The 25,888-nt window shown below is 68.6% G+C and carries 25 protein-coding genes; 12 read left to right on the forward strand and 13 right to left on the reverse strand.

The genetic code is table 11. The annotated features are described in order from the left end of the window. Positions 1–73 precede the first annotated feature (73 nt). From K8940_RS21975 to K8940_RS21995, 5 genes are all read left to right on the forward strand, one after another. Positions 74–1,465: a S41 family peptidase gene (locus K8940_RS21975; RefSeq protein WP_223392166.1), complete on the forward strand. Its 1,392-nt coding sequence runs from the start codon at positions 74–76 to the stop codon at positions 1,463–1,465. Between the two features lie 161 nt (positions 1,466–1,626). Beyond that, on the forward strand, positions 1,627–2,808 hold the full coding sequence (locus K8940_RS21980) for a divergent polysaccharide deacetylase family protein (protein ID WP_223392167.1): 1,182 nt from the start codon (positions 1,627–1,629) through the stop codon (positions 2,806–2,808). Positions 2,809–2,846: 38 nt separating this feature from the next. Further along, positions 2,847–3,335 carry an RNA pyrophosphohydrolase gene (locus K8940_RS21985; protein WP_223392168.1) on the forward strand — a complete coding sequence of 163 codons (489 nt, stop codon included), beginning with the start codon at positions 2,847–2,849 and terminating at the stop codon, positions 3,333–3,335. 31 nt (positions 3,336–3,366) lie between these two features. Beyond that, complete coding sequence (locus tag K8940_RS21990; RefSeq protein ID WP_223392169.1) at positions 3,367–4,971, forward strand: alpha/beta hydrolase; 1,605 nt, start codon at positions 3,367–3,369, stop codon at positions 4,969–4,971. Between the two features lie 14 nt (positions 4,972–4,985). Beyond that, positions 4,986–5,735: an alpha/beta hydrolase gene (locus tag K8940_RS21995; RefSeq protein ID WP_223392170.1), complete on the forward strand. Its 750-nt coding sequence runs from the start codon at positions 4,986–4,988 to the stop codon at positions 5,733–5,735. Here K8940_RS21995 and sugE read toward each other — a convergent pair. The 10 genes from sugE to K8940_RS22045 all read right to left on the reverse strand — a co-directional run bounded on the left by sugE (position 5,732) and on the right by K8940_RS22045 (position 13,267). Beyond that, a complete protein-coding gene (sugE, locus tag K8940_RS22000; RefSeq protein ID WP_223392171.1) occupies positions 5,732–6,061 on the reverse strand; it encodes a quaternary ammonium compound efflux SMR transporter SugE in 330 nt (109 codons plus the stop codon). The two genes, K8940_RS21995 and sugE, sit on opposite strands and share 4 nt — an antisense overlap. 127 nt (positions 6,062–6,188) lie before the next feature. Then, a complete protein-coding gene (locus K8940_RS22005) occupies positions 6,189–6,950 on the reverse strand; it encodes a hypothetical protein (RefSeq protein ID WP_223392172.1) in 762 nt (253 codons plus the stop codon). 159 nt (positions 6,951–7,109) lie between these two features. Beyond that, positions 7,110–7,370, reverse strand: a complete 261-nt coding sequence (locus K8940_RS22010) for an ATP synthase F1 subunit epsilon (RefSeq protein ID WP_004621865.1) — start codon at positions 7,368–7,370, stop codon at positions 7,110–7,112. Continuing rightward, positions 7,370–7,621 carry a hypothetical protein gene (locus tag K8940_RS22015; RefSeq protein WP_223392173.1) on the reverse strand — a complete coding sequence of 84 codons (252 nt, stop codon included), beginning with the start codon at positions 7,619–7,621 and terminating at the stop codon, positions 7,370–7,372. Before K8940_RS22015 ends, K8940_RS22010 begins: the two co-directional genes overlap by 1 nt. Beyond that, positions 7,621–9,234 carry a F0F1 ATP synthase subunit beta gene (atpD, locus tag K8940_RS22020; protein WP_223392174.1) on the reverse strand — a complete coding sequence of 538 codons (1,614 nt, stop codon included), beginning with the start codon at positions 9,232–9,234 and terminating at the stop codon, positions 7,621–7,623. Before atpD ends, K8940_RS22015 begins: the two co-directional genes overlap by 1 nt. Before the next feature lie 47 nt (positions 9,235–9,281). Beyond that, positions 9,282–10,160, reverse strand: a complete 879-nt coding sequence (locus K8940_RS22025) for a F0F1 ATP synthase subunit gamma (protein ID WP_223392175.1) — start codon at positions 10,158–10,160, stop codon at positions 9,282–9,284. 34 nt (positions 10,161–10,194) lie between these two features. Beyond that, positions 10,195–11,727, reverse strand: a complete 1,533-nt coding sequence (gene atpA / locus K8940_RS22030; protein ID WP_223392176.1) for a F0F1 ATP synthase subunit alpha — start codon at positions 11,725–11,727, stop codon at positions 10,195–10,197. A gap of 49 nt (positions 11,728–11,776) precedes the next feature. Beyond that, positions 11,777–12,331 carry a F0F1 ATP synthase subunit delta gene (locus K8940_RS22035; RefSeq protein ID WP_223392177.1) on the reverse strand — a complete coding sequence of 185 codons (555 nt, stop codon included), beginning with the start codon at positions 12,329–12,331 and terminating at the stop codon, positions 11,777–11,779. 203 nt (positions 12,332–12,534) lie between these two features. After that, complete coding sequence (locus K8940_RS22040) at positions 12,535–12,774, reverse strand: hypothetical protein (RefSeq protein ID WP_223392178.1); 240 nt, start codon at positions 12,772–12,774, stop codon at positions 12,535–12,537. A 154-nt stretch (positions 12,775–12,928) separates the two neighbouring features. Then, positions 12,929–13,267, reverse strand: a complete 339-nt coding sequence (locus K8940_RS22045) for a CC_3452 family protein (protein WP_223392179.1) — start codon at positions 13,265–13,267, stop codon at positions 12,929–12,931. Between the two features lie 363 nt (positions 13,268–13,630). Between K8940_RS22045 and K8940_RS22050 the strand changes: the two genes are divergently transcribed. The 5 genes from K8940_RS22050 to K8940_RS22070 all read left to right on the forward strand — a co-directional run bounded on the left by K8940_RS22050 (position 13,631) and on the right by K8940_RS22070 (position 17,719). Beyond that, complete coding sequence (locus tag K8940_RS22050; RefSeq protein ID WP_223392180.1) at positions 13,631–14,950, forward strand: acyl-CoA dehydrogenase family protein; 1,320 nt, start codon at positions 13,631–13,633, stop codon at positions 14,948–14,950. Positions 14,951–15,030: 80 nt separating this feature from the next. After that, positions 15,031–15,666 carry a LemA family protein gene (locus tag K8940_RS22055; RefSeq protein ID WP_223392181.1) on the forward strand — a complete coding sequence of 212 codons (636 nt, stop codon included), beginning with the start codon at positions 15,031–15,033 and terminating at the stop codon, positions 15,664–15,666. A gap of 109 nt (positions 15,667–15,775) precedes the next feature. Continuing rightward, complete coding sequence (locus K8940_RS22060; RefSeq protein ID WP_223392182.1) at positions 15,776–16,549, forward strand: TPM domain-containing protein; 774 nt, start codon at positions 15,776–15,778, stop codon at positions 16,547–16,549. Between the two features lies 1 nt (position 16,550). After that, entirely contained in the window at positions 16,551–17,252 is a 702-nt protein-coding gene (locus K8940_RS22065) for a TPM domain-containing protein (protein ID WP_223392183.1), read from the forward strand. A gap of 59 nt (positions 17,253–17,311) precedes the next feature. Continuing rightward, positions 17,312–17,719 carry a YybH family protein gene (locus tag K8940_RS22070; RefSeq protein ID WP_223392184.1) on the forward strand — a complete coding sequence of 136 codons (408 nt, stop codon included), beginning with the start codon at positions 17,312–17,314 and terminating at the stop codon, positions 17,717–17,719. A gap of 1 nt (position 17,720) precedes the next feature. Here K8940_RS22070 and K8940_RS22075 read toward each other — a convergent pair whose 3' ends face one another. Beyond that, the gene (locus tag K8940_RS22075; protein ID WP_223392185.1) at positions 17,721–19,478 is read right to left on the reverse strand and encodes an N-acyl-D-amino-acid deacylase family protein; all 1,758 of its coding nucleotides are present in this window, start codon (positions 19,476–19,478) and stop codon (positions 17,721–17,723) included. A gap of 107 nt (positions 19,479–19,585) precedes the next feature. Beyond that, positions 19,586–21,976, reverse strand: a complete 2,391-nt coding sequence (locus K8940_RS22080; protein ID WP_223392186.1) for a TonB-dependent receptor — start codon at positions 21,974–21,976, stop codon at positions 19,586–19,588. A 264-nt stretch (positions 21,977–22,240) separates the two neighbouring features. On the opposite strand from K8940_RS22080, the gene K8940_RS22085 reads away from it, so the two are divergent. Beyond that, a complete protein-coding gene (locus tag K8940_RS22085; protein ID WP_223392187.1) occupies positions 22,241–23,428 on the forward strand; it encodes an acetyl-CoA C-acyltransferase in 1,188 nt (395 codons plus the stop codon). A 303-nt stretch (positions 23,429–23,731) separates the two neighbouring features. Then, positions 23,732–23,869 (forward strand): hypothetical protein, encoded by a 138-nt coding sequence (locus K8940_RS22090; RefSeq protein WP_223392188.1) that lies wholly within the window; start codon positions 23,732–23,734, stop codon positions 23,867–23,869. 72 nt (positions 23,870–23,941) lie between these two features. Here K8940_RS22090 and K8940_RS22095 read toward each other — a convergent pair whose 3' ends face one another. Next, the gene (locus K8940_RS22095; protein WP_223392189.1) at positions 23,942–25,840 is read right to left on the reverse strand and encodes a methyl-accepting chemotaxis protein; all 1,899 of its coding nucleotides are present in this window, start codon (positions 25,838–25,840) and stop codon (positions 23,942–23,944) included. Positions 25,841–25,888 lie beyond the last annotated feature (48 nt).

The raw sequence follows: 25,888 nt of genomic DNA on the forward strand, positions 1-25,888 counted from the left end.
CACTGTCAGTGGTTGGTTGGGGCTAAACACGGAAAGCGGCGCCACGCGTCGCCAGGGAGCCTTCTGGGCCTTAATGCGCAAGTATCTGCTCATCGGCGTTTCCGCCTTCGTCCTCGGCGCGGGGACCATGGCCTATATCAGCCCCATCGCCCAGGCGAACAACGCGCCGAAGACCAAGACCTACAAGATGCTGGAGCTCTTCGGCGACGTGCTGGGCACGGTCGAGGACCAGTACGTCACCGAGGTCGACGACAAGAAGCTGATCGAGGCGGCGCTGGACGGCATGCTGACCAGCCTGGACCCGCACTCGGGCTACCTGTCGCCCGACAGCTACGAGGACATGCAGGACACCACGCGCGGCGAGTACGGCGGCCTCGGCATCGAGGTCACCAGCGAGGACGGCGTCGTGAAGGTCATCTCGCCGATGGACGGCACCCCGGCCTCGCGCGCGGGCATCCAGGCCGGTGACTACATCACCGCCGTCAACGGCCAGAGCGTTCTGGGCCTGACGGTCACCGAGGCCGTCAAGCAGATGCGCGGCACGGCCGGCGAGGCGGTCACCCTGACCATCGCCCGCGACAAGACCGATCCGTTCGACGTCAAGCTGGTCCGCGAAGTGATCAAGCCCAAGGCCGCCATCGCCAAGATGGAAGGCGACTACGGCTATGTCCGCCTGCCTGGCTTCAACGAGAAGGCCACCGACGCGGTGGTCGCCTCGATCAACGACCTGAAGGCCAAGAACCCGCAGATGAAGGGCCTGATCCTGGACCTGCGCAACAACCCCGGCGGCCTGCTGGACCAGGCGGTCGGCGTGGCCGACGTGTTCCTGGACGGTGGCGAGGTGGTCAGCCAGCGCGGCCGCGATCCGCGCAACATCCAGCGCTACAACGCCCGTCCCGGCGACCTGCTGAACGGCATGAAGATGGTTGTGCTGATCAACCAGGGCTCGGCCTCGGCGGCTGAGATCGTCGCCGGCGCCCTGCAGGACCGCCACCGCGCCGAACTGGTCGGCCTCACCAGCTTCGGCAAGGGCTCGGTGCAGACGGTGATCCCGCTGCGCGGCGGAGCCGACGGCGCCCTGAAGCTGACCACAGCCAAGTACTTCACGCCGTCGGGCCGCTCGATCCAGAAGACCGGCATCGCCCCGGACCTCGAGGTCGCCCAGACCCGCGACCAGGCCCAGGACATCGCCAACCGCGTCTGGTTCAGCGAGGCCAGCTTCAAGAACGCGCTGAACGCCGACGAGGGCAAGAGCCGCCAGGGCGTCCACACCCCGGCCGAGGCCCCGCCGACGGGCTTCGACGACAAGAAGGGCGACTTCCAGTTGCAGCGCGCCATCGCCGTGCTGAACGCCGGCTCGGTCGCCGCCACGCCCAAGCTGCCCAAGCCGGCGGCCAAGGTCGCCGAGGTCACCGCCAAGGCGGCCGCCGCGGCCGGCAAGGCCCCGGTCACCCAGAACAAGTAGGGCCTCCGGCCTTACCCAGATCAGCGCCGCTCCGGGAAACCGGGGCGGCGTTTTTCGTTCGCCCGCGCCCATGCCCGCGACGTCGCGCCGCGCCGCCGCCGGCTGATCGCAGGATCTCGTTAACCATATGTTCGAAGCTTCCCCGCTAGCGTGTCCCGGTCATGGCCGTCACGTTCTCGCGCAAGCCCGCCTATGCCGCCGCCGCGCCCGCCGAGGGCGGATCCGGCGATCTGCGCGCCAAGCTGATGGCGGCCCTGAGCAATCCCTATATCGGCGCCAGCGGCGCGGCCTGCCTGTTCCTGACCTCGCTGGCGACCCTGGTTCTGATCACCAGCGACCCCCACGCCGGCGCGCCGGTGATTCGCCTGGAGCTGACCAAGATCGGCGCGACCAAGAACGCGCCGGAGGGCTGGCGCGAGGCGCTGAGCGGCGATCCGGCCCATGAAGCCGACTTCGTTCCCGGCCAGTTGGGCCTGTCGCGCAGCCCCTTCGCGCCCGTCGCCGCCGAGGCCGGCGGCGAGACGCCGATCGAAGACCTTCAGAACCTGCCGCCCATCCAGCAGGGCCCGGGCCTGGCCCAGGCCCCGATCGCCGGCCTGACCGCGCCCGGTCCCGGCGGCGGCCCGCTGCCGATCATCGCCGCGGATGGTCGCACCGCGGCGGAGGCCTATGCCCGCCCGTTCACGTCCAACGGCCGTCCCAAGGTGTCGGTGGTCATCGGCGGCCTGGGCCTCAACGCCCAGACCACCCGCGCGGCGATCGAGACCTTGCCGGGCGAGATCACCCTGTCGTTCGCGCCCTATGCCGAGGGCCTGCAGGGCTGGATCGACCTGGCCCGCGCCCACGGCCACGAGGTGCTGCTGGAGACCCCGATGGAGCCGGCCGACTATCCGGCCAACGATCCGGGCCCCTACACCCTGATCGCCGCCAACCGGCCGGAAGACACTGTGCGCAAGCTGGAATGGCTGATGTCGCGCGCCAGCGGCTATTTCGGCCTGTCGAACTATCTGGGCGCCCGCTTCGTCGAGAGCGACACGGCGATGTCGACCTTCAACGCCGTGCTGAAGGCCCGGGGCCTGGCCTTCGTCGACGACGGCCTGGCCTCGCGCCGCGGCGGCCCGATCCCGCGCGCCTCGGCCGACCGGGTGATCGACGACGAACTCTCGGCGGGCGCCATCGACGCCCAGCTGCGGGCGCTGGAGAACGGCGCGGCCGGTCGCGGCCAGTCGCTGGGCTCGGGCTTCGCCTATCCGGTGACCATCACCCAGGTGCGCATCTGGTCCGCCGGCCTGCAGGCGCGCGGCCTGCAGCTTGCCCCAGCGTCAGCCCTAGCGCACCGTTAAGCTAGCGCGCCACCTGAACTCGTGGAACAAGGCTCGGGATGACCGAGCTCGACTACCCCCAGCATCGCCCGAACGTCGGCGTCGTCCTGTTCCACCAGGATGGCCGCGTCTGGCTGGGCCGGCGCCACAAGCAGGCGCCGCCGTACAACTGGCAGTTCCCGCAGGGGGGCGTCGACGAGGGCGAGGACCTGGAGGCCGCCGCCCGCCGCGAGCTGGCCGAAGAGACCGGCGTCACCTCCGTCGCGCCGCTGGGCCGCACCGAGGGGTGGCTCACCTATGATTTCCCGCCCGAGATCCTGACCAACGAGAAGCGCTCGCGCGGCTGGCGGGGGCAGAAGCAGGTCTGGTTCGCCTATCGCTTCATCGGCGAGGAGTCGGAGATCGATCTGGAGGCGGACGAGCACATCGAGTTCGACGCCTGGAAATGGGGTAGGCTCGACGAAACGCCCGAACTGATCGTACCTTTCAAGCGCGGGGTCTACGAAGCGGTGGTCACCGCGTTCGCGGGGTTCGCGCGGGGCGCCTGAAACGGGCGTCCGTCGCGGTGGGGAGAACGGAATGGCGGACACGGTTCTGCTGATTCACGGCTACGGCTGCGGAGGGGACGTCTGGGGTCCTGTCGCCGCGCGGCTGCGCGCCGAGGGCTACCGGGTCGAGGCCCCGACCATCCGGTCGGCGGTGCGCACGGTCGAGGGTCCGCGCGCGGGCCTGGCCGGGCTGACCCTGGCCGACTACGTCGCGGAGATGAGCGCCCTCGCCCAGACCCTGGCGAAGGAGACGGGCAAGAAGCCGCTGGTGTTCGGTCACTCGATGGGCGGGCTGATCGCCCAGAAGGTCGCCGAGGCCGGCCACGCCGCGGCGCTCGTCCTGTTCGCCCCCGCCTCGCCCCCCGACGCGCGCGGCAAGCCCAAGCTCACGCCGGTCTTCACCTTCCTGAACCTGGCCCTGTCCTCCAAGCCGGAGACCAAGGCTGGCAAGATGTGGAAGGCGGGCTTCAAATTCGGCGTGGTCAACGCCGTGCCGTCCGCGCGGCACGACGAGCTCTACGCCAAGATGGTCCATGACAGCGGCCAAGTGCTGGCCGACCTGGCCTGGCCGCACAAGGATCCCAACAAGACCGCCTATGTAGACGCCAGCAAAGTCACCGTGCCCGTGCTGGTGCTCGCGGGCGCGCTGGACCGCACGACGCCGGTCGAAGACGTCCGCCTAGTCGGCAAGAAATACGCGACCGCCGACTACAAGGAATACCCGAACAACGCCCATTATCTCATAGATGAGCCCAACACGATGAAGATCCTCGACGACCTGATCGCCTGGCTGAGCGGCAAGAAGCCGACGACGGCCCCCACCCCCGCGCCGGCTCCCGCCGCGGCCAAGCCCCCCGAGCCCACGCCAGCGCCCGCGCCGGTGAAGGCGGCGGAACCGACCCCGGCTCCCGCCCCCGTCGCCACGGCGCCGACGCCCGCACCGGCCCCCGCGCCGAAGCCGGCGCCCGCTCCGGCGGCCAAGGCTCCGGCTAAGGCTCCGGCCAAGCCGAAGGCCGAGGCCAAGCCGAAGGCGGCCGCGAAGGCTCCCGCCAAGGCCCCGGCGAAGGCCAAGCCGGCCGCAAAACCGGCCCCAGCGCCGGCCGCCAAGGCCGCGCCCAAGGCCGCCGCGCCGAAGAAGGCTGCGCCCGCCGCCAAGGCTCCGGCCAAGGCCCCGGCCGCGCCGAAGCCCGCCGCCAAGGCCGTCGCCGCGCCGAAGACCGTGGCCCCGAAGGCCGCGGCTCCCAAGGCCGCCGCCAAGCCGAAGGCGGCGCCCGCGCCGAAGGCCGCCCCCGCCAAGGCCGCCCCCAAGGCCGCGTCGACGCCCGCTCCGGCCAAGGCGAAGGCCGCTCCGGCCGCCAAGGCTCCGGCCGCCAAGGCTCCGGCCGCCAAGGCTCCGGCGACCAAGGCTCCGGCCAAGGCCGCCGCCCCGAAGACCGCCGCGCCCAAGGCTCCGGCCGCCAAGACCGCGGCTCCGGCCAAGCCGAAGGCCGCCGCCGCGCCGAAAGCCGCCGCCGCCAAGGCCCCGGCCGCCAAGAAGCCTGCGACAAAGGCGCCGCCAAAACCTCGCCCAAGTCGGCGAAGTAAGTGTAGGCTGAACCCCGCCGGCTGCTTCGTCGGCGGGGTTTCTTCGGCCTGATTTTTAGGGCGTTCATGCGCACACCCGTGATCATGGTCCACGGCGCTTTCTGCGGCGGCTGGACCTTCGACGCCTTCCGCGCGCCGTTCGAGGCGGCGGGGCATGACGTGCTGACGCCCGACCTGATCGGCCACGACGGCGCGAGCAGCGCCGCCGGCGCCTCGATGGCCGACTACGCTCGCCAGATCGCGCGCCTGGCCGAGGCCTGCGAGACGCCGCCGATCCTGATCGGCCACTCGATGGGCGGCCTGGTCGCCCAGATGGCCGCCTCGCGCGCCAAGATTTCCAAGCTGATCCTGCTGGCCCCGTCCGCCCCCTGGGGCGTCGCCGGCGCCAGCCTGGAGGAGGCCGTCTCGGCCGTCAGCCTCTACACCTTCGGTCCCTACTGGCTGCAGGCCATCGCGCCCGACTACGGCGTCGTGCGGCGCTACAGCGTCGACAAGCTGGCCCGCCCCGAGCGCAAAGCGATCTTCGCCCGCATGACGGCCGAGAGCGGCCGGGCGCTGTGGGAGACGCTGAACTGGTGGCTGGACCCGTTCATGACCACCTCGGTCTCGGCGCCCGGCTGCCCGGTGCTGGCCATCGCCGGCGGCCAGGACGTCATCCACCCGCCCGCCACGGTCCGCCAGACGGCCGCGCGCCTGGGCGGGCGCGTCGAGGTGTTCCCCGAGATGAGCCACTGGCTGCCTGGGGAACCGGGCTGGGAAGCGGTCGCCCAGCGCTGCCTCGACTTCATCGCCCTGGAAGGCCGCGCGGCGGCCTAGGCGGCGGAGCCGGGGCTGAAGATCTTCAAGCCCAGGATCCCGGCCACGATCAGGCCCAGGCACACCAGCCGGGCGGCGGTCGCCGGCTCCTTGAACAGCAAGATGCCGACGATGGCCGTGCCGACCGCGCCGACGCCGGTCCAGACGGCGTAGGCCGTGCCCAGCGGCAGGGTCTTCACCGCCCAGCCCAGCAGGGCCATCGACAGCACCAGGCTGACGGCGGTGAAGGCGATCGGGATCGGCTTGGTGAAGCCTTCCGTGAACTTCAGGCCCACGGCCCAGCCCACTTCGAAGACACCGGCGATGAGGAGGATGATCCAGGCCACGACGAGCCCCTTTCCACAAGGTGGGGTCGTCCCCGAAAACGGCCTTCGCGAAAAGCGAAAGGCGCGGGGGTCGTCCCCCGCGCCTCGCCTAGATAGAAGCCATGCCCGCCAGGGGCAAGGCGCAGCCTTAGCGGCTGCTGGTGCTGTACAGGATCTGGGCGCGCTCGAAGTTCTTGCCGACCGAGCTTTCGTCCAGCTTCTTCAGGCGCATGTAGACCAGGCCCGCGTGGCCGCCGGCCCAGGCGTCGTCCCACGACACGGTGAAGCGACGGAAGTCGCTGCCGACCGTCTGGTCGTTGCGGATCAGGCGCAGCTGCGGGCTGTTTTCCCAGGTCGCCCAGTCGTGCAGGCCGTTGGCCAGTTCCTGAGCCTGTTCCGGGGTCTGGGCGTAGTCGATGGTGACCGTGCAGACGTTCTTGTTCGAGCCCGGGTTGTCGAGCGTGATGTTGTACGGCTTGCCGAGATCGAGGACCTGCTGCTCCTTCTTCTTCTTGAAGCCGTAGTCCTTGGTCAGCTGGGCGAAGTCGCCGCCGGCGACCTGCGGCTTGCAGACCTTGTCCAGCACGTCGAGCAGCTTCAGGGTCACGGGATCGGTGGTCTTCGGACCACGGACCGGCGCGGTGTAGGTCTCGGCCGGGGCGCCGGCGGCCGGCGCGGCGACGGGCGGAGCGGCCTGGTCAGTCGGCGCCGCAGCGGGAGCGGCTTGATCGGCCGGGGCCGGAGCAGCGGCCGGAGCCGGAGCGGGAGCGGCGGCGGGCGCCGGAGCGGTGGTTTCCTGAGCAACGGCGGTGGTCGAGACCGCGCCCCCAAGCGCGATAACGGGTGCGATCAGGCTGACGAGCGCAAGGCGCATAGGCTGGATATCCCCAACAAGACGAGAGGTCGGCATTAAAACCGACAGGCGGTCCCTCGCAACCCTTATGGCTACCGATTGAGGCGGAGATTGGGTCACAAGTGTAATTTTTTCTCGCCCAGCACAGGCGAGACACGAAAACGCCCCCGTCCGCAAGGAACGAGGGCGCTTTGAAACCTATCAGCGAACCCGGAATCAGGCCGCTTCGACGGCGTGCTCGGCCAGGATCGTCAGGCCGTCCGGGCCGACATCCGCGAACCCACCTTGGATGTCGAACACCTTGGTCGTCGCGCCGTCCTTCACGGTCACCTTGCCTTCGCGCAGGGTGGTCATGAACGGGGCGTGGCCGGCCAGGACGCCGAAGTCGCCTTCCGAACCCGGAGCCTGGACCAGGTCCACGTCGCCGGAGAAGAGTTCCCGTTCGGGGGCCACTAGGGAAAAGTGCAGCTTGGCCATCAGTTGAAGGTCTCCTCGACGCCGCCCAGGGCGGCTTCGATGTCTTCGTCGGTCTGAATCTCGGTGCCGCAGAAGGGGCAGAAGCGGATGGTGGCCAGCACCAGGCCCGTCTCGCCCTCTTCCTCGCGTTCGCCGAGATTCAGCAGGATCAGGCCGCTATCGTGCTCGATGAGGCTGGCGGTCGTGTCCGGGGACACGGCTTCCGCCAGCTCCTCGCAGCAGAATTGGCCCAGATCGGCGTCTTCGGTCATCAGGCTTCGGCCGCCATCTTTTCGGCCTTGGCCACGGCTTCCTCGATCGGGCCGACCATGTAGAAGGCGCCTTCCGGCAGGTGGTCGTACTCGCCTTCGACGATGCCCTTGAACGAGCGGATCGTGTCCTTCAGCTGGACGAAGGCGCCCGGCGTGTTGGTGAACTGCTCGGCGACGTGGAAGGGCTGGCTGAGGAAGCGCGAGATTTTGCGGGCGCGCGAGACGACCAGCTTGTCCTCTTCCGACAGCTCGTCCATGCCCAGGATGGCGATGATGTCCTTCAGGGCCTTGTACTGCTGCAGGACTTCCTGGACCGAGCGGGCGACGTTGTAGTGCTCTTCGCCGATGACCAGCGGGTCCATGATCCGCGAGGTCGAGTCCAGCGGATCGACGGCCGGGAAGATGGCCTGGGCGGCGATGTCGCGCGACAGAACGGTGGTGGCGTCCAAGTGGGCGAACGAGGCGGCGGGCGCCGGGTCGGTCAGGTCGTCGGCGGGGACGTAGATGGCCTGGACCGAGGTGATCGAGCCCTTGTTCGTCGAGGTGATGCGCTCCTGCAGGTTGCCCATCTCGGTGGCCAGGGTGGGCTGGTAGCCCACGGCCGAGGGGATGCGGCCCAGCAGAGCCGACACTTCGGCGCCGGCTTGGGTGAAGCGGAAGATGTTGTCGACGAACAGCAGCACGTCCTTGCCTTCCTCGTCACGGAAGTATTCCGCGATCGACAGGCCGGTCAGGGCGACGCGGGCGCGGGCGCCCGGGGGTTCGTTCATCTGGCCGTAGACCAGCGCGCAGCGCGAGCCTTCGGTCGAGCCGTTGTTGGCCTTGGGGTCGACGTTGACGTTCGACTCGATCATCTCGTGATAGAGGTCGTTGCCTTCGCGGGTGCGTTCGCCCACGCCGGCCAGAACCGAGTAACCGCCGTAAGCCTTGGCGATGTTGTTGATCAGTTCCTGCATCGTCACGGTCTTGCCGACGCCGGCGCCGCCGAACAGGCCGATCTTGCCGCCCTTGGTGTAGGGGCACATCAGGTCAATGACCTTGATGCCCGTGACCAGCACTTCAGCGGTGTTGGTCTGCTCGGCGAAGGTCGGGGCGTCGCGGTGGATCGGGCGCGACAGGGTCGACTGGATCGGGCCCTGCTCGTCGATCGGCTCGCCGATGACGTTCATGATGCGGCCCAGCGTGCCCGGACCGACCGGAACGCGGATCGACTCGCCGGTGTCGCGCACCGGCTGGCCGCGAACGAGGCCTTCGGTGGCGTCCATGGCGATGGCGCGGACGGTGTTCTGACCCAGGTGCTGGGCGACTTCGAACACCAGGCGCTGGCCGGTGGCGGTGTTGGTCGTCTCGACGGCGTTCAGGATCGCCGGCAGCGGGCCGTCGAACTCGATGTCGACGACGGCGCCGATGATCTGGACGAGGCGGCCGGTGGCGCCGTTCAGGTTGACGGCGGTGTTGGCCGGAGCCTTCGAGGCGGCCGGCTTCTTGGCGGCGGGAGCCTTAGCGGCGGCCGGAGCCTTCGTGGCGGCGGCCTTCGGAGCAGCCGCGGCCTTGGGGGCGGCGGGCTTCTTGGCGGCGGCGGTCGCCGGCTTTGCAGCGGGGGTCTTGGCCATGGCGTGCGGTCTTTCGGTCTCTGCGTGCTTGTGTCGTTAGGCTTGGATCAGACGGCTTCGGCGCCGGAGATGATCTCGATCAGCTCCTTGGTGATCTGGGCCTGGCGGGAACGATTGTACTCGAGGGTGTAGCGCTTGATCATGTCGCCGGCGTTGCGCGTGGCGTTGTCCATGGCGGTCATCTGGCTGGCGTAGAAGCCGGCCATGTTGTCCAGCAGGGCCGACAGGATCTGAACCGTCAGGTTGCGCGGCAGCAGGGTTTCGAGAATGGCCTCTTCCGAGGGCTCGTACTCGTAGACCGCGCTGGCGCCCATCGCGGGAGCCACGCCGCCTTCAACCACCGCCGGGATCAGCTGCAGCGCCGTCGGGGTCTGGATGACCACCGACTTGAAGCGGCTGTAGAACAGCGTGACCACGTCGATGTCGCCGGCCTCGTAGAGGCGCGTGACGACGTCGGCGATCGGCTGGGCCACCGACAGGGTGAACTGGCGATAGGCGGACAGGTCGAAGTTCTCGACCACCTTGGCGCCGTAGGGGCGCTTCAGCTGGGCGCTGACCTTCTTGCCGACGCAGACGATCTTCACGTCCTTGCCCTGGGCGATCAGGCTGTCGATCTGCTGGCGCGCGGCCCGCACGATCGACGACGTGAAGCCGCCGGCGAGGCCGCGATCGGCGGCCGCGACGATGATCAGGTGACGATCATCGCGACCCGTGCCGGTCAGCAGGGCCGGAGCCCCGTCGCCGGACACGCCGGCCGCGAGATTGGCGATGACCGAAGCCAGGCGCCGAGCATAGGGACGAGCGGCCTCGGCCGCCTCCTGGCTCCGGCGCAGCTTGGCCGCCGCCACCATCTGCATCGCTTTCGTGATCTTCTGCGTCGCCTTGACGCTCGAGATCCGATTGCGCATTTCCTTCAAGCTGGCCATTCGGCGCTACTCTCTCCGAGCGTTCCGAGGGGGCTTAGGCGAAGGTCGCCGAGAAGCTGTCGAGCGCGCTCTTCAGCGTGTTCTCCAGATCCTTGTCGAGGGCCTTCTTGGTGCGGATGCCGTCCAGCAAATCCTTGTGCTGGCTGTGCAGACGGGCCAGGAACTCGGTCTCGAACCGGCGAACCGACGAGGTCGGGATCTTGTCCAGATAGCCGCGCGTGCCGGCGTAGATCACGCAGACCTGCTCTTCGACCGACTGCGGGGCGTACTGCGGCTGCTTCAGCAGCTCGGTCAGGCGTTCGCCGCGGGCCAGCATCTTCTGGGTCGAGGCGTCCAGGTCCGAGCCGAACTTCGCGAAGGCGGCCATTTCACGATACTGGGCCAGTTCGCCCTTAATCGGACCGGCGACTTGCTTCATCGCCTTGATCTGGGCCGACGAACCGACGCGCGACACCGAGATGCCGACGTTCACGGCCGGGCGGATGCCCTGGTAGAACAGGTCGGTTTCCAGGAAGATCTGGCCGTCGGTGATCGAGATCACGTTGGTCGGGATGTAGGCCGACACGTCGTTGGCCTGGGTTTCGATGATCGGCAGGGCCGTCAGCGAGCCCGAACCGTTGTCCTCGTTCAGCTTCGCGGCGCGTTCCAGCAGGCGCGAGTGCAGATAGAACACGTCGCCCGGATAGGCTTCGCGGCCCGGCGGGCGGCGCAGCAGCAGCGACATCTGGCGGTAGGCGACGGCTTGCTTGGACAGATCGTCATAGATGATCAGGCCGTGCAGGCCGTTGTCGCGGAACCACTCGCCCATGGCGCAGCCCGAGAACGGCGCCAGGTACTGCAGCGGGGCCGGCTCCGAGGCCGAGGCGACGACGACGATCGTGTATTCCAGAGCGCCGTGCTCTTCGAGCGTCTTGACGATCTGGGCGACGGTCGAGCGCTTCTGGCCGATGGCGACGTAGACGCAGTAGAGCTTGGCGCTCTCGTCCTTGCCGGCGTTGACGGCCTTCTGGTTCAGGATGGTGTCGATGGCGACGGCGGTCTTGCCGGTCTGACGGTCACCGATGATCAGCTCGCGCTGGCCGCGGCCGACCGGGATCAGGGTGTCGATCGACTTCAGGCCGGTCTGCACGGGCTCGTGCACCGACTTGCGCGGGATGATGCCCGGAGCCTTTACGTCGACGCGGCGACGCTCGGTGTACTGGATCGGGCCCTTGCCGTCGATCGGCTCGCCCAGCGGGTTGACGACGCGGCCCAGCAGGCCACGGCCGACCGGCACGTCGACGATTTCGCCGAGGCGGCGGACTTCGTCGCCTTCCTTGATGGCCTGGTCCTGGCCGAAGATCACGGCGCCGACATTGTCGCGCTCGAGGTTCAGGGCCATGCCCTTCACGCCGGCCTTCGGGAATTCCAGCATTTCACCGGCCTGGACGTTGTCCAGGCCGTAGATGCGGGCGATGCCGTCACCGACGGACAGCACTTGGCCGACGTCCGAAACGGCGGCTTCTTCGCCGAAGTTGGCGATCTGCGACTTGAGGATGGCCGAGATTTCGGCGGCGCGGATGTCCATGGTCTTCTGGGCTCTCTGCGATCTAATTTTTTAAGGCGCGCTTATACGCTCAGGCGCGCTTCAGGGCGAATTTCAGGGAATCGAGCTTCGAACGGAGCGAAGCGTCGAAGAGACGCGAACCGACGCGCACCTTCAGCCCGCCCAGCAGGGACGGGTCGACGCGCGTGGAAACTTCGGGGGTCTTGCCCAGGGCCGAGGCCAGGGCGGTCTGCACGCCCTTCAGCTGGGCGGGCGAGAGGGCGGTCGCCGAGACGACCTCGGCGGTGACGACGCCGCGGTGCTTGGCCGACAGATCGATGAAGGCCGAGATCGCGCCCAGCAGGTCGCCGGTGCGGCCGTTGGTGGCCACCAGGCCCAGGAACTTCGTGGTCAGCAGGTCGAAGCGGGCCTTCACGGCCACGGCCACGAGGCCCTTGCCCTTGTCCTCGGCCGAAAAGGCGGGCGAGTCGATCAGGCGGCGCAGGTCGGCGCTGTCGGCGACCATCGCCTTCAGGCTCTTCAGATCGGCCTCGACCTTTTGCAGGGAGCCGTTCTCGATCGTCAGTTCGAAGAGGGACTGCGCATAGCGCTGACCCGCATCCGTCGCCTTGGTTTCGTCCGCCACTTGGTATCCGCCCGGTGCGTTGCAAATGGCCGCGAACAAGAAGGTTAACCCTTATCGCGGCTTAAAGGCTTGAGCGCGCTTGAAAAAAGCGCATGGACGGCCGGCGCGTAAACGCCGCCCCGTCCGAAGCCGCGCGCCTGATAACACGGGCCTTTCGCGGTCGCAACCAAGCGGCGCGCCTGTTGGCGGGCAAGCCCCGGCGATCAGTCCCCGGCGCGACGGAACACGGCCGAGGCCGAAGCCGCCAGCGCGCCGTCCGGGCGACGCAGTTCGCCCTGGGCGAAGACCAGGCTGCGGGTCGCCCGCTCGATCCAGCCCTTCGGCTCCAGGCCGTCCGCCCCGGCGTCGGAGGCGTAGTCCACGGTCATCGAGGCCAAGGCCGTTCCCTCGCCCGCGGCCTTGCGCAGAACGGTTTCCAGCTGTGCGGCCAAGCTCGTGTCCATGCCCAACACCTAGTACGCCGTCCGAAAAAGAAAAGAGGCGGCGGAAGGATCCCGCCGCCCCGTACAGGCGAATGCTCGAGGAAACAGCCAGACGGGGCCGGAGAAACGACAGCCCCAAAGCGTCTGGTACTAGAGGTAAAGCGAATACGTGTTCTTACTTAGCCGAGGCCAGGGCCGAACCGCCCTTGGCCGAGGCGTTGCAGCGGGTCAGGTCGTCGGCGTCCAGCGACTTGGTTTCGCCGCCGAAAGCCGCGACGCGGCCCACTTCCTTGGCGAGCGCCTTGCAGGCGACCGCGGTGAGAGCCCGCGAGGGAGCTTGGGTCGAGACGCATTCGGCGCCCTCGCAGACGAAGACGGCGCCGCCGGCGACGACCTTGGTCTTGGCGGCGACCGGCGCATCCAGGGCGGCGGCAATGCGGCCGTCGGCGAAGGCCGAACCGGCGAACATGGAGACGGAAAGAGCGGCGACGGCCGCCAGGGAACGGAGCTTCATCAGAAAGCCCTCCGGTGTTGGGGAAGTTGCGGTCAGATCGTTGATCGGTGATAAGCGGTACTGGCCGCCCGGACCTCGCCACCCTGTCTAGGCCTGGCCGCACCGGTATCCCCACCGGTGCTTCGGATCCGAACTAAGCATCGCTTAGATATCAGTGATCAGAAATTGCGCAAGCTCAATTTCGCATGCGCATCGATTTTTCAGAAAACGGAAGTTTCCGGCCGAACGCGGCGAGGCGCGCGCGGAAACGGCGAGCGCCACTCGACCGCCTCCCGTCGCGCCAGTTCCCAAGGGGCACGGTTGGCCGCGATCGCGCGTCGCGCTTTAGTCTCTGCATAATCACAAGACGCGCGCGAGGGAGGCTTGCCCATGGACTTCCAACTGCCACCGGAGCTGACCGCCTATCTGGCCGAGCTCGACGCCTTCATCGAGAAAGAGATCGCGCCTCTGCAGGCGCGCGACGACAACGACCGCTTCTTCGACCACCGCCGCGAATGGGCCCGGACTGACTGGGACATGGGCGGCCTGCCCCGCCACGAGTGGGAGGAACTGCTGGCCAAGGCCCGCAAGCTGGCCGACCAGGCGGGCCACTACCGCTTCGCCCTGCCATCAGCCTACGGCGGCAAGGACGGCTCCAACCTGTGGATGGCGGTGATCCGCGAGCACCTGGCCAGCAAGGGCCTCGGTTTGTTCAACGACCTGCAGAACGAGCACTCGATCGTCGGCAACAATCCGTTCGTGCTGATGATCCGCGACTTCGGCCGACCCGACCAGCAGCACCTGATCACCGACATGCTGGACAAGGGCGCCTTCCGCCCGACCTTCGGCCTGACCGAACCCGACCACGGCTCGGACGCCACCTTCATGGAGACCCGGGCGGTCCGCGAAGACTATCACGGCGAGGCCGGGTGGCGGATCAACGGCGAGAAGATGTGGACCACGGGCATGCACGCGGCCACCCACTGCTGCCTGTTCGTCCGCACCTCGGGCGAAGACGGCGACGCCCGGGGGATCACCGCCTTCCTGGTCCCGGCCCACGCGCCCGGCGTGAAGATCGAGGAGTACCTCTGGACCTTCAACATGCCGACCGATCACCCCCGGGTCAGCTTCACCAATGTCTGGGTCCCGGAGAGCGCGATGTTCGGGCCGGAGGGCGGGGGTCTCGCGCTGGCCCAGCACTTCGTGCACGAGAACCGCATCCGCCAGGCGGCCTCCAGCCTGGGCGCGGCGGTCTTCTGCATAGAAGAAAGCATCAAGTACGCGCGCGCGCGCAAGCCGTTCGGCAAGGCCCTGGCCGAGAACCAGGCCATCCAGTTCCCGATCGTCGAGCTGTCGACCCAGGCCGAGATGCTGCGCCTGCTGATCCGCAAGACCGCCTGGGAGATGGACCAGATGACCAAGGTCGAGGTCGAGAAGCGGCTCTCGGACAAGGTCTCGATGTGTAACTACTGGGCCAACCGCCTGTGCTGCGAGGCCGCCGACCGGGCCATGCAGATCCATGGCGGTATCGGCTATTCCCGCCACAAGCCGTTCGAGCACATCTATCGCCACCACCGCCGCTACCGGATCACCGAGGGCAGCGAGGAGATCCAGATGCGCAAGGTGGCCGCCTGGCTGTTCGGCTACATCGGTCCGCGAAAACAGGCCTTCGCCCAGGAACGGCCCGACATGGATAAGGTTTAATCCGTCGCGACCTGACGTGTATCAATGGGCGCGCTATCTAACAGCGGTACGCGGGCATACATGTTCGCGCAGGAGGCTCCATGAACCGTCTCGTCCGTAATGCTTCGCGCGTCGCCCTGATCGTCGCCATTCCCGCGACGCTGGCCGGCTGCGGCATCAACACCATTCCCACCCAGGACGAGGCCACCAAGGCCGCCTGGGCCGAGGTGCAGAACCAGTACCAGCGCCGCGCCGACCTGGTGCCGAACCTGGTCGCCACGGTGAAGGGCTACGCGGCCCAGGAAAAGGACGTGCTGACCGCCGTCACCCAGGCCCGCGCCAGCGCCACCCAGGTCAAGGTCGACGCCTCGACCATCACCGACCCCGCCCAGTTCCAGAAGTTCGCCGCCGCCCAGGACCAGCTGTCCGGCGTGCTGGGCCGTCTGATGGTTATCCAGGAGCAGTATCCGGACCTGAAGTCGAACCAGAACTTCCTGAGCCTCCAGAGCCAGCTGGAAGGCACCGAGAACCGCATCGCCATCGCGCGGCGCGACTACAACGAGGCCGCCCAGAAGTACAACACCACCCTGCGCACCTTCCCCAGCATCCTGTGGGCCAAGACCGTCTACAGCGGCCAGAAGCCGGCCCAACTGTTCCAAGCCACCGCCGCGGCGCAGAGCGCCCCGACCGTGGATTTCTCGAGCCCGCCGACGGCGACGCCGCCGAAGGTCCAGTAACTTGCCTCTCCTCCGCTCATCCCCGCGAAAGCGGGGATCCAAGCCGAGCCTGACGGTTTCGCGCGGCGTCTCCGTGGCCAAGTCCGCTTGGGTTCCCGCTTTCGCGGGAATGAGCGGATTTTTGGTGGCGCTGGTGGTGGCCATGGCGATGGCCCTGCCCGCCTTCGCCGCGCCCAAGTTCCCGCCGCTGACCGGCCGGGTGGTCGACGACGCCCAGATCCTGTCGCCGGACGTCGAGCGCGACCTGACCACCAAGCTGGAAAACCTTGAGACCACGACCGGCCGCCAGTTGGTCGTGGCCACGGTGCCCAGCCTGCAGGACTATCCGATCGAGGACTACGGCTACCAGCTGGGCCGGACCTGGGGCATCGGCGAGAAGGACAAGGACACGGGCGCGATCCTGCTGGTCGCGCCCAACGAGCGGAAGGTGCGGATCGAGGTCGGCTATGGCCTGGAGCCCGTCCTGACCGACGCCCTGTCCAGCGTCATCATCCAGAGCGCCATCCTGCCGAAGTTCCGCGACGGCGACATGGAAGGCGGCATCGTCGCGGGGACCAACGCCCTGGTCGAGCAGCTCAGCCTGCCCGCCGACCAGGCCAAGGCCCGCATCGAGCAGGCCAGCCAGCCCGAGCAACACAAGGCCAAGGGCTCGCCGATCGTCGGATTCCTGATCTTCCTGTTCGTCATCTTCGTATTTTCCAGCCTGTTCCGGGGCCGTCGCCGAGGCGGCCTCTCCTCGGCCCTGCCGTGGATCATCCTGGGCGCGCTGAACAACAGCGGCCGAGGCGGCGGAGGCTGGAGCGGCGGCGGGGGCGGCGGCGGGGGCGGCTTCTCCGGCGGCGGCGGATCGTTCGGCGGCGGCGGCAGTTCGGGGAGCTGGTGAGATGGCGACACGCATGACCCCGCAGGACCTCGACCGCATCGCCGGCGCGGTCGCCGAGGCCGAGAAGACCACCGCCGGCGAGATCTTCTGCGTCCTGGCCCCCGAGGTGTCGGACTATCGCGAGACCCCGCTCGTCTGGGCGGCGGCGACCGCCCTCGTGCTGCCGGCCGCGGCCCTGTTCGCCGGCTTCCGGCCCGAGATGCTGACCCGGCTGTTCGGCGGCTGGAGCGTCGGCCACGCCTCGGCGCTGGACGGCGCGATCCTGTCGGCGCTCTCCACCTATATCGCCCTGCAGCTGGCGGTATTCGTGGTCGCGGCCCTGGTCGTCTCGATCCCGTCCGTGCGCCGCGCCCTGACGCCCGCCTCGCTGAAGGCCGCCCGGGTCAAGCGCGCGGCCATGGAGCAGTTCCTCAGCCACGGCCTGCACATCACCCGCGACCGCACCGGCGTCCTGATCTTCGCGGCCCTGGCCGAGCATCGCGTCGAGGTCATCGCCGACGAGGGCATCTACAAGGCCGCGCCGAACGCGGTGTGGGACGACGTCGTGGCCGACCTGGTCGGCGGCCTCAAGGCCGGCCGCGTCGCCGACGGCTTCGTCGCCGCCGTGGGCCGCGCGGGGACGATCCTGGCCGAGCACGTCCCGCCACGCGGCGACGACCGCAACGAACTGCCCGACGGTCTGACCATCCTGCCGAAGCGCTGAAGGTTCGGGAAACCTAAGCCGGTTCGCGCGCTTTCCTGATGACCAGCAGGAGAGCCGCCATGTCCGATTTCGACACCTTCCTCGACATCCGTCGCCAAGCCGCCCAGGCCTATGTGAACGGCAAGGTCGGACCGTTGGACCGGCTGGCCGCCACCGCCTGCCCCGCCAGCTTCTTTCCCCCGCACGGCGGACGCGAGGAGGGCGCGGATAGGGTGGCGGACGTCTATGCGCGCGACGCCATCTCCTTCGTCGAGGGCGGCGAGACGACGCTGGAGATCCTGCACAGCGACTCGGTCGGCGACCTCGCCTACTGGACCGGGTTGCAGCACGCCAGGGTTCGGCTCAACGGCCAGGACGAACCGGTCGAGATGCACCTGCGGATCACCGAACTGTTCCGGCACGAGGACGGCGCCTGGAAGCTGATCCACCGCCACGCCGATCCGCTGGCCGAGGCGACGGCGGACTGAGCTACTCCGCCGCCAGGGCCAGCGGCGCGGCCTGGCCCCCGCGCACCAGCCGCCCCGGCAGCGCGCCAGTGGGCTCGCCGTCGCGCTGGGTGACGACGCCGGCGACGATCGTGGCGACATAGCCGTGGGCTTTCTGGACCAGGCGTCGCCCGCCAGCCGGCAGGTCGTGGGCGACGCGCGGCGCGTCCAGGCGGAGTCCTTCGTAGTCGATGACATTGAGGTCGGCGCGGTAGCCCGGCGCGATCAGGCCCCGGTCCAGCAGTCCCACCGCCTGGGCCGTGTCGCGGGTCTGGCGGGCGATCATGGTCTCCAGCGGGATGCGAGGCCCTCGCGCGCGGTCGCGGGTCCAGTGGATCAGGTTGCTGGTCGGGAAGCTGCCGTCGCAGATCATGCCGACATGGGCCCCGCCGTCCGACAGGCCCGGCACGGTGTCGCGATGGGTCAGCATCCGGAAACTGGGCTCCAGCGAGCCGTCGGCGTAGTTCAGGAACGGGTGGTAGAGCATGCCGCGCCCGTCGCGCTCCAGCATGGCGTCGAGAGCGACCTCGGCCGGGGCCCGGCCGGCGGCCTCGGCCAAGGCCGCGACGCTCTTGTCGGCGGTCGGTTCGTAGTCCGGATCCGCGCCCATCGGATACATGATGTCCCAGGCTCGCAGCGCCCGGCCGGCGAAGGGCCCTTGCGGATCGGACTCCTCGGCCAGCAGGCGGGCGCGGAAGGCCGGATCGCGCAGGGCCGCGACACGCTCGGCCAGGGACAGGCCGGCGATCTCGCCATAGGTCCGCGTCTGGCTGAACGGGTTGAGCGTCAGCTCCAGGCCGAACAGCACGCCCACGGGGCGGCCGCAGACCTGGGCCTTCATCGGCAGGCCGGCGTCGACGGCGGCCGACAGGGCCGCCAGCATCGCCTTCCAACCGCCGGGCGACTTGGGGCTCTGGACCAGCGAGAACGACAGCGGCCTGCCCGAACGCTCGACGATGCGACGGACCATGGCCAGCTCGGCCGCGCCGTCGGGAAAGAAGTCCGACACCAGCTGCAGCACGCCCTTGCCGGCGGCGGCCAAACCTTTGGCGATACCGGTCAGCTCGTCCTCGCCCGCGGTCAAGGTCGGGGTCGGCTGGCCGTCGCTGGTCCGGTGGTTCAGGGTGCGCGAGGTCGAAAAGCCCAGGGCCCCGGCCTCGACCGCGCGCTTGGCGAGGGCGGCCATGGCGGCGATGTCGGCCTCCGTCGCCGGCTCGCGATCGGCGCCGCGCTGGCCCATCACATAGACGCGCAGGGCCGCGTGCGGCAGCTGGGCGCCGACATCCACGTCGAAGGCGCGGCCGGCCAGGAAGTCGAGATAGTCGGGAAAGCTCTCCCAGGCCCAGGGCAGCCCCTCGGTCAACACCGGAAACGGGATGTCTTCGACGCCCTCCATCAGCCGGATCAGCCGGTCGTGGTCCTGCGGCCGGCATGGCGCGAAGCCGACGCCGCAATTGCCCATGACCACCGTGGTGACGCCATGGCCGGAGCTGGGATCCAGCCGCCCGCTCCAGGTCGCCTGGCCGTCATAGTGGGTGTGGATGTCGACGAAGCCCGGGGTGACGATCCGTCCTCGGGCGTCAATCTCCTCTGCGGCCGCCGCCAGGTCCAAGCCGATGGCGGCGATGCGGCCGTCCCTGACCCCGACATCGGCGATCACGCCCGGCGCGCCCGAGCCGTCGAACACCGTCCCGCCTCGCAGAACCAGATCGTAGGCATACTCCGCAGCCTTGGCAGCCATGCCCGCGTCCTCCCTTATGGTTGGGATGAGCGTCCGTCCGCGCCGAGAGGGCGTCAAGCTTACCCCGGCGGAAGGGGGCGGTCGCCGGGGCGACCGCCCTTTAGTCCCTAGAACGCCTTGCGCACCGTCACGCCCGCCGTGCGCGGCTGGCCGACGGAATAGCCCAGGCGCGCCCGGCCGCCGCGTTCGCGATCGAAGGACAGCAGGGCGTTCTCGTCGAACAGGTTGTTGACGTAGAGGGTGATGTCGACCCCGTCCTTCATCTCGACCCCAGCGCTGAGATTGACGATCTCGTAGCTGGGCAGCTTCAGGTTCACGACCGTGGGAACCAGCCCCGTCGCCCCGCCGAACGCCAGGTTCGAGACGAACGCGCGCGGGTTGTTCTCCTGGTCGCTGGCCTGGGTGAAGCGGCTGCCGACGTGCTGGACCGAGGCCTTCAAATAGCCGTTGGCGCCGTCCCAGACCTCGCGGCTGTAGGTGACGTCGAACGAGACCTGGAACTTGGGCACCGACGGCAGGCGGTTGCCCTCGCGGATGCCGCCGATCACCGCACCCGTCCCGTCCTTGACGGTCGAGTCGAACTCGGCCTCCAGCAGGCTGCCCGACAGGCCGATGTCGAGGCCGGAGGCCAGGCGGGCCGAAACCTCGGCCTCGACGCCCTTGGTGTGGGCCTTGGCCACGTTGAACACCACGCGCGAGCTGCACGAGCCGGCGTCCAGGGTGGTCTGCAGGTTCTTGATGTCGGTGTAGAACACCGCGCCGTTGAAGCGGACGCCGCCGAAGCGCGACTTCACCCCGCCCTCGTAGTTCCACAGCGTCTCGTCGTCATAGGACTGGTAGCCGCCGAAGATCGCCGCGTCCTGCGCCGAGCACAGCGGCAGGTTCAGCGGATCGTTGACCCCGCCCAGGCGGAAGCCCTTCGAGGCCTGGGCGTTGAAGGTGACGTTGTCGGCCGCCTCGTAGCTCAGCAGGAAGCGCGGGGTGAAGCCGTCCGACGAGGTCTTGTCGGTGCGGTTGTCGCCGTTGGCGAACAGGCCGCCGGACTTGAACTGCCGCGTCTCGCTGAAGTCGTAGTAGCGGCCGCCAGCCGTCGCGGTCAGCTTGCCGAGCGTGTAGTTCACCTCCCCGAACACGGCCTTCTGCTTGATGTCGTAGGGCAGGTAGGCGTTGTAGGGCGAGTCCGACGGGAAGCCGTTCGCGACCGCGGTGGAAGTGCCCGCGCCCAGCACGGCGTTGGTATAGGCGTCGTAGCCGGGGGTCGGCAGGCGCTGGTTGTAGACGCGGTCGACCTTCGAATAGAAGCCGCCGACCACCCACTGGAACGGCCCGTCGCCGGTCGAGGCTAGGCGCAGTTCTTGGGTGAACTGCTCCAGGTCGGTGGTGTCGACCAGCTTGGACGGCAGCAGCACCGCCGCGGCGGGAAAGCCAAGATCGACCGACACGCTGCCGGTCAAGGCGCTGGCGTCGCGGTTCACCGTGATGTCGCGGTTGATGTAGCTGGTCACCGAGGTCAGGGCCGCGCCGCCCAGGTCGAGGTTGGCGGTCAGGTCGGCCAGCAGGGTGTCGTCGGCGAAGCTCTCGTCCAGCAGCAGGTACTGCTCGCGCTCGTCCAGCTGGATCTTGGGCCGGGTGGTGGTGTTGTTGTTGGCGAAGAGGTTGAACACCTCCTGGCGGTTGAAGCCGTGGGCGCGGATCTCCTGGTAGACCACGCGGGGGGTCAGGCTGAAGGTCTCGGACGGCTGGATCAGGAAGGCGATCCGCCCGCCGCGCCGCGTGCCGTCGTTGACGTTCTTCTCGACCTTGCCGCCTTCCTTGCGGGCGTCGATGAAGCCGCCGTAGCGGGTCAGGTAGCCGACCGCGCGCATGGCGACCTTGTCGGACATCGGGATGTTAACCGCCCCCTTCACGTGGCCGCCGAAGTCGTCGCCGCCGACCAGATTGGCGTTGGCCTCGAACACGCCCTCGTTGACGCCCAGCTTGGGCTGGTTGGTGATGTAGCGGATCGTGCCACCGACCGAGCCCGAACCGAACAGCGTGCCTTGCGGGCCGCGCAGGGTCTCGACCCGGTTCAGGTCGAAGAGGTCTATGTCGGGCGTGAACAGCGACAGCGAGATCACCGACTCGTCGAGATAGACCCCAACCTGCTCCTTCACGCCGGGCTGGTCGCGGACCACCTGGCCGGCGGAGACGCCGCGCACCGACACCTGGCTCTGGCCGGGACCGAGGTTCTGGATCGTCAGGCCCGCCACGTTGCGCGACAGGTCCTCCAGGGTGACCGCGCCCGAACGCTGGATGTCCTTCTCCGTCTGGGCGTTGATCGAGAAGGGGATGTCCTGGATCGTCGCGTCGCGCTTGGTGGCGGTGACGATGATCTCATCGACCGAGGTCTGGTCCGCCTGCTGGGCCAGGGCCAGGGCGGGGATGGCGAGAACAGCGGCGAGCGCGCTGGCGCCCAGCAGCGCGCGACGCGCCTGGCGGCGCGGTGTAGCGATGGTCATGATAACCTCCCGAACGTCGTTTTTCCGGCCGCGAGGTCGAGCCCGCGACACAATCTCAGCGTTCATCCCGGAATCAGGGAAAGTCAACGCGAAACGAAGATCAGGAAAATCAGCGTTTTAGACACCGGTGTCGCGCCGTTTCGAAAACGCCGTACGGAAGCTGACCGCGCTTTCCCTTTACGCGCACGTGATCTTTCGCACCGCGAAAAGCCGGTCTAGGGTGGCGGCAATTCAAACTAATGTTTTAACGGGGAGTGCGCCTCTATGCGCGAAGCGGTCATCGTCTCTTACGCCCGCACGGGCCTGGCCAAGTCCAACCGCGGCGGCTTCAACAACACCCATGGCGCGGCCATGGCTGGCCACGCGATCCAGCACGCGGTGAAGCGCGCCGGCCTGGACGGGCCGGAAGTCGAGGACGTCGTGCTGGGCTGCGGCGGTCCGGAAGGGGCCACGGGCATGAACGTCGCCCGCAACGCCGCCATCTGGGCGGGCCTGCCGGTGACCACCTCGGGCCAGACCGTCAATCGCTTCTGCTCGTCGGGCCTGCAGGCGATCGCCACGGCGGCCAACTACGTCCGCAACGACGGCGCGCCGGTCGCCATCGGCGGCGGCGTGGAGTCGATCTCGCTGGTGCAGGGCGGCGGCCACATGAACCGCTTCCACATCACCGAAGACAAGCTGATGAAAGAAAAGCCGGCCCTGTGGATGGCGATGATCGACACCGCCGACATCGTCGCCAAGCGCTACGGCGTCAGCCGCGAGTACCAGGACGAATATTCGCTGCGCAGCCAGCAGCGCATCGCCGCCGCCCAAGCCGCCGGCCTGTTCGATAACGAGATCGTGCCGATGGCCACCAAGATGAAGGTGGTCAACAAGGAGACCAAGGAAGAGAGCCTGGTCGACTACGTCGTCACCAAGGACGAGTGCAATCGTCCGGAGACCACCCTCGAGGGCCTCGCCAAGCTGGAACCCGTCAAGGGTCCGGGCAACTTCATCACCGCCGGCAACGCCAGCCAGCTGTCGGACGGCGCGGCCGCCGTCGTGGTGATGGAGGCCAAGGAGGCCGCCAAGCGCAACCTCGAGCCGCTGGGCCTGTTCAAGGGCTTCGCCATCGCCGGCTGCGAGCCCGACGAGATGGGCATCGGCCCGGTCTTCGCCGTGCCGCGCCTGCTGGAACGCCACGGCCTGAAGGTCGACGACATCGACCTCTGGGAGCTGAACGAGGCCTTCGCGTCGCAGTGCCTCTACAGCCGCGACCGCCTGGGCATCGATCCCGAGAAGTACAACGTCAACGGCGGCTCGATCGCCATCGGCCACCCGTTCGGCATGACCGGGGCCCGCTGCGCCGGCCACCTGCTGCTGGAAGGCAAGCGCCGCAAGGCCAAGCTGGGCGTGGTGACCATGTGCATCGGCGGCGGGATGGGCGCCGCCGGCCTGTTCGAAATCTTCTGATTTCGATCAGGACGGAGGACGGCGCCCATCAACGAAAGTGGCTGAGATCGCTCTGGCGATCTCAGTGGGGCGCCGCCGGCCTGTTCGAGATCTTCTAGGTTCGTTCGGAAAGTTCCCTCGAGCGCGTCAAATAAGCCCGGGAACCGTCAAGGCGGTTTCCGGCCTTTCTTGTTGGATCAGGACGCCGCCGGACCTTCCAAAACCTTGTTCGGCGAAACTCTTGAACCCGGCGTTGGCGGGGCCATCTAGGCCTTCGTCAGCGTCCGCGATTGTCGCTTCACGACGCAGACCCGAGACAGGACCATGGCCAGCAAGGCCTTCTTCGCCGTCGCCCTCCTCATCGCCGCCGCCATCGGCCTGGCGTTGCCGACCCCTGGCGCGAGCCACCCGCCGCAGCCGACCAAGTCGTCGTTCGAGACCATCGCGCTGAACAAGGGCTGACGCGGAAAGGGCTCCCCGGTTTCCCGGAGAGCCCTCGCTATCTCATGGGTCGTTCGGAAGAGCGACTGACGATCAGAATTCTTCCCAGTCCTCGTTGACGGCCACGGCGGTGTTGCCGCGCGAGATCGGCGCGGACGGGCGCGAGGCCGGCCTGGCCTTGGAGACCGGCGCGGGCGGACGGGCGGCGGGCGCCGACATCACGGGAGCCGGCGCGGAAGCGGCCACGGCCTGGGCCCGGTTCACGCGGAAGCGCGCGACCATCTCCGACAGCGACTTGGCCTCGTTCTTCAGCGAGTGGGTGGCGGCCGTGGCCTCTTCCACCATGGCGGCGTTCTGCTGGACGACCTGGTCCATCTGGTTCACGGCGCTGTTGACCTCGTTCAGGCCCGTGGCCTGTTCGGTGGTCGAGGCCGAGATCTCCTGCATCAGGGCGTCGATCGAGGCGACCTGCTCGACAATGCGGCTCAGGGCCTCGCCGGTCTGACCGACCAGGTCCACGCCGGTCTCGACCTGGGCGGTCGAGGTCGAGATCAGGGTCTTGATCTCCTTGGCGGCGTCGGCCGAGCGCTGGGCCAGGGCCCGGACTTCCTGGGCGACGACCGCGAAGCCACGGCCGGCTTCGCCGGCGCGCGCCGCCTCGACGCCGGCGTTCAGGGCCAGCAGGTTGGTCTGGAAGGCGATCTCGTCGATCACGCCGATGATCTGGCTGACCTGGTTCGACGAGGTCTCGATCTCGGTCATGGCCGAGACGGCCTGGCTGACGATGTGGCCCGAGCGTTCGGCGTCCGAACGCGCGGTGGCCACGACCTGCGAGGCCTCCTTGGCGCCGGCGGCGGTCTTGCGGACCGTGGCGGTGATCTCGTCCAGGGCGGCGGCGGTCTCTTCCAGGCTGGCGGCCTGCTGCTCGGTGCGGCGCGAGAGGTTGTCGGAGGCGTCGGCGATCTCGTCTGTGCCGCTGTTGACCCCGCCGGTGGCCGCGCCGATCGCCTGGATCGCCTGTTGCATGCGGTCGGCGGCGGCGTTGAAGTTGGTCCGCAGGCTCTCGGTCTTCGGCGCGAACGGCGTGTCGATGCGGTGCGTCAGGTCACCGCCGGCAAGGCGGTCGAGGGCTTCGTTCAGGGCCGTGATGGCGAGCCCGTCCTCGCGCGCGGCCTCGGCCTTTTCGGCCTCGTTGGCGGCGCGCTCGCCGTCGGCGGCCTCGCGATGTTCGGCGGCGGCCCGCTCGACACGGATCTTCTCGATCGCGGCGTCCTTGAAGAAGGCGACGGCGGCGGCCATGTCGCCGATCTCGTCCTTGCGGCCCTGGGCGGGCACGGCCACGGTGTTGTCACCGGCGGCCAGGCGGCGCATGGCGTTGGTCATGGCCGCGACCGGCTTGGCGATGGCGCCCGTCAGCAGCAGCCCGCCGCCGATGGCGATGCCGGCGGTGATCAGGATGCCGACGGCCAGGGCCAGGGTCGATTCCATCGAAGCCTTCTTCTGGGCGGCGGCTTCCGTCGCCAGTTCGGCCTCGGCGTTCTTGGTGATGGCCTCGATGGCGTTCTCGACCGGCTCCACGGCCTTGTCGGCGACGCCGTCGTGCTTGACCAGCTCGACCGCCTGCGGACGGGTGGCCGGATCGGCGCCCAGAGTCTCGCTGGGCTCGATGGCCTGCTTGCGATAGTCGGCGTAGGCGGCGTCGACCGCGGCGATGCGCGCCAGGTCTTCCTGGTCGCCGTCGGCCAGGGTGCGCAGTTCGTCCAGCGCCTTCAGGAACTTGGGCTTGTGCGCCTCTTCCAGGCGCTTGACGTAGTAGCTGTCGCCCGACAGCAGGAAGCCGCGCAGCGAGTTCTCCTGGCGGGTCAGACGGAAGGACGCCGTATCCGCCTGGCGCAGCATCTCATAGGCGCGCTCGGTGCGTTCGACGGAGTGCCCGAGGCTCACCTTGTTGGCGTAGAGAACCACGCCCATCAGCATGATCGTGGTAAGCATGACAGCGAAAACCGCCATCAGCTTGTGGGGGATCTTTAGGTCGCCAAT

The sequence above is a fragment of the Caulobacter segnis genome (assembly GCF_019931575.1).
GTDB classification, from domain to species: Bacteria; Pseudomonadota; Alphaproteobacteria; order Caulobacterales; family Caulobacteraceae; genus Caulobacter; species Caulobacter segnis_C.